This window comes from Rhodopseudomonas sp. BR0C11, assembly GCF_010820945.1.
GTDB classification, from domain to species: Bacteria; Pseudomonadota; Alphaproteobacteria; order Rhizobiales; family Xanthobacteraceae; genus Rhodopseudomonas; species Rhodopseudomonas palustris_H.
In genome coordinates, this window is record NZ_QTKI01000445.1 from 1 (window position 1) to 3,711 (window position 3,711).

The 3,711-nt window shown below is 67.2% G+C and carries 4 protein-coding genes; 3 read left to right on the forward strand and 1 reads right to left on the reverse strand.

What is annotated here, in order from left to right:
* Nucleotides 1–692: metallophosphoesterase family protein (locus DYI24_RS23075; RefSeq protein WP_164573990.1), on the reverse strand; the 692-nt coding region annotated here is incomplete at its 3' end.
* A gap of 134 nt (nt 693–826) precedes the next feature.
* Between DYI24_RS23075 and DYI24_RS23080 the strand changes: the two genes are divergently transcribed.
* From DYI24_RS23080 to DYI24_RS23090, 3 genes are all read left to right on the forward strand, one after another.
* A complete protein-coding gene (locus DYI24_RS23080) occupies nt 827–1,315 on the forward strand; it encodes an NUDIX domain-containing protein (protein WP_164573991.1) in 489 nt (162 codons plus the stop codon).
* A gap of 258 nt (nt 1,316–1,573) precedes the next feature.
* Nucleotides 1,574–3,226, forward strand: coding sequence for a mechanosensitive ion channel family protein (locus DYI24_RS23085; protein WP_502706367.1), 1,653 nt, complete (start codon nt 1,574–1,576; stop codon nt 3,224–3,226).
* Nucleotides 3,227–3,272: 46 nt separating this feature from the next.
* The coding region (locus DYI24_RS23090; RefSeq protein WP_164573993.1) for a GNAT family N-acetyltransferase at nt 3,273–3,711 on the forward strand (439 nt) is incomplete at its 3' end.

A 3,711-nucleotide genomic window follows, 5' to 3' on the forward strand; every position in this document is an offset into this window, starting at 1 on the left:
GTGTCGATCAGGACCGTGGCGTGGACGTGATCATGCCCATGCAGAACCAGATCGACCGGATGCCGCTGCAGCAGCGCGATCAGCTCGGCGGCGTCGGTCAGCCGCTTGTGCCGCGACCGCGACTGCAGCGGATGATGGATCAGCAGCACCTTGAACACCCGCTCGCCGGCAAGACCCTGCAGCAGCGCCTCCAGCGCGGCCCGCTGGGGTGCACCGAGCCAGCCGGTGGCGCGCAGCGGCGCGGTTGGCACCGCGCTCGACACCCCGATGATCGCGATCGCCTCGCGCCGGCGCAGATATGGAAAGCCCGGGGGCGCATCGTCGCCGCTGATGTAGTCCGGAAACGTCTCGGCGAAGCGGTGCGCGGTGGAGCGGACGTAGGCGTCGTGATTGCCCGGCACCAGGCTGACGCGGTCAGCCGGGCCGACGCTCTCCAGCCATTGCCGCGCCGGTGCGAATTCGTTGACGAGAGCGATATTGACGAGGTCGCCGGTGACCGCGATGTGGTCGGGCTGCTGCGCTTGCAGGTCGGCGACCAGCGTATCAAGGATGTCGCGGCGGTGGATCAGATGGCGGTTGCGCCGCCAGTTCAGGTAGCCGAGAGCACGCTTGGAGGCGAGGTGGCGCAGGCTGGTTTTCGGCGGCAGCGGCAGATGCGGGTCGGACAGATGCGCCAGAGTGAATACGGTCATCGCCCGATCCTGTCGCGACGCCGCGCGCTTGCGAGCCGGTCGCGAACCGCCGCCTGTGAAAACCTCTGCGGTTTTGGCAAGTTGGCCGGACCGGCGCAAGCCTCCGCTGCGCCTTGGCGCGAGGGGCACCGGCGGTGACCGCTGTTCAGAATCTGCGTTTGAAATTCGAGCCGGTGCTGACCCGGATGTTTCATCTGTATTGGCGGTTCGCCCGCGGGATGACGCTGGGTGCGCGTGGCGTGGTGCTCGATGCTGAGGACCGGGTGTTCCTGATCCAGCACTCTTATGTCGGCGGCTGGCATCTGCCGGGCGGCGGAGTCGAGGTCGGCGAGAGCTTCGTCGATGCGCTCACCCGCGAGCTGATGGAGGAGGGCCGCATCGCGCTTACCGGGGCGCCGGCGCTGCACGGCATTTTCTTCAACAGCCATGTCTCGCCGCGCGACCACGTTGCCGTCTATGTGGTGCGTCAATACCAACAAGATCGGCCCCCGGAGCCGAACCACGAGATCATCGCCAGCGGCTTCTTCGCCGCCGACGCGCTGCCGGCCGAAACGACGCCCGGGACCCGGCTGCGGATCGCCGAAGTGCTCGAGGGCCGGCCGCCGATCGCGACTTGGCGGTAAAATTGCCAAAGCGCTGGGCGTCGGCCCCAACTTGACCATCCGGGTTCCCTCGTGTTGCTGGTCACGCGCGACCACAGAGATGGCCCATTTCCTGACTATCGGTGCGGCCGAAGCATTTTGCGCTGGGATCGCGGGGCGCCGGAGACGGTGGAGCCCAAGTGGACGATTCGTCCCGATTCCGCGCCTGTCCGTTCAAGAGGAGCGATTTTGACGTCATCTGCACGCGCGTTGTTTCGAGCCCTGATCCTCGTCGCGACCATGACTCTTGTGGTCGCGAGTTCTGCCTTCGCCCAGATCCCCGGCACCAACGGCAATGGTGCGGCACCCGCGCAACCCGCGGCGCCGACCGACCCGCTTGGCCGCGAGACGCCGGCCGGCATGGTGGCAGGCTTCATCGCCGCCGCGGCGGAGCAGAACTACGAACGCGCCGCGATGTATCTCGACCTCAGCCAGGAGAAAGACGCCTGGGGCCCGAGCGTCGCGCAGCAGCTTCAGCGCATCCTCGACCGCGGCGGCGTGGTGTATTCGCGGCTGCGGCTGAGCACCGAACCGCAGGGCGACCAGGACGACAGTCTGCCGCCCGAGCAAGAGAAGTTCGGCATGGTCCGCACCGACCACGGCACGGTCGACCTGATCGCGCAGCGCGTCGAGGGCAAGGACGGCGTCAAGATCTGGCTGGTCTCCGCCCGCACGGTGGCCGAACTGCCCGAGCTGTCGCGCACGGTGGTGTCGAGCTCGGTCGACAAGCTGCTGCCCTATGCGCTGCGCGACGAATACCGCTTCGCCGGTGTGCCGATCGGCCACTGGATCGCGGTGGTCGTGCTCGCGTTCGTGTGCTTCGGCGCGGTCTGGCTGATCACCGGCGCAATCGGCTTCATCATCCTCAAGTTGCGTCGCTCGACCGGCGACTCGCGGATCAGGCGTGTGCTGGAAGCCTCGGCGCTGCCGGTGCGGCTGTTGCTTACCGCCTGGGCGCTGCGGATCGCGATGTCACTCGCCGGCGTCGCCATCGTGGCGCGGCAGCATTTGTCCGGCGCCATCGAACTGCTTGGCTGGGTCGCGCTGTCGTGGATCATTTGGCGTGTCGTGGATTCGCTGGCGGCGTTCGCGATCGATCGCATGACGTTGCGCGGCCGGCTGTCGATGCTGTCGGCGGTCACCTTCATCCGCCGCAGCGTCAAGTTCGTCATCATCGCGTTTGCGATCATCGTCGGCTTCAACGCCCTCGGCTACAACGTCACCGCCGGCCTCGCCGCCCTCGGTATCGGCGGTATCGCGATCGCTCTGGGCGCGCAGAAGACCATCGAGCATCTGGTCGGCAGCCTGACGCTGGTCACCGACCAGCCGATGCGGGTCGGCGATTTCTGCAAGTTCGGCGACACCTCCGGCACCATCGAAGACATCGGGATGCGCTCGACCCGCATCCGCACCCTCGATCGCACCGTGGTGACGGTGCCGAACGGCGCGCTTGCGGCGCTGCAGATCGAGAATTTCAGCCGCCGCGACAAGTTCTGGTTCCACCCGATTCTGGAGCTTCGTTACGAGACTTCCTCCGATCAGATCCGGACGCTGCTGGCTTCGCTGCGGGAGATGCTGCTCGACCATCCGGACGTCGACAACGACCCGGCCCGGGTGCGGCTGATCGGGCTGGCGCCGGCCGCCCTCAAGGTCGAGATCTTCGCCTATGTGCATGCGGTGGATGGCGACACCTTCCTGGAAGTGCAGGAAGATCTGATGCTGAAAATCCTGGAGCTGGTCGAAGCGGCCGGTACGGGCTTTGCAGCCGGCTCGCAGACCGTATATGTGGCGCGCGCCAAGGGCGCCGCCCAGCGGTCGGCCGGAGATGAAGATGCGCCGTCCGGTGGCTCGGACGGTGCCAAGGTGAGGGGCGGCATCCCCGAGCGGGTCTAGCCTGGCAATGGACCTGATGCGGAGGCGGTGCTATCTCGCCTCCGCCATGTCCGATCTGAAACTCACCATTCTGCCCGAATCCCCGAACGACGCGCAGGCCATCGAGCGGCTGCACGAGCGCACCTTCGGGCCCGGCCGCTTCGTGCTCAGTGCCTATCGGTTGCGCGAGCATGTCGATCATCTCCCGGAGCTGTCGTTCACCGCCTGGATCGGCACGCTGCTGGTCGGCTCGGTGCGGCAGTTGCCGATCCTGGTCGGCGATACACCGGCGCTGCTGCTGGGGCCGCTGACGGTGGAGCCGCCATTCCGGTCGCGCGGCGTCGGCCGGCTGCTGCTCGACCGCGCGATCTCGGATGCCCGCGCCCAGGGCCACAAGCTGATCGTGCTGGTCGGCGACGAGCCGTATTACAGCCGGGTCGGCTTCAAGCGGATTCCGAAAGGTCGCGTCACCATGCCCGGCCCGGTCGATGCGGCTCGCCTGCTGG

What these genes read in the sequence shown, in the direction of transcription:
- DYI24_RS23085 (WP_502706367.1), top strand. Translation starts at nt 1,574, where the DNA reads ATGACTCTTGTGGTCGCGAGTTCTGCCTTCGCCCAGATCCCCGGCACC.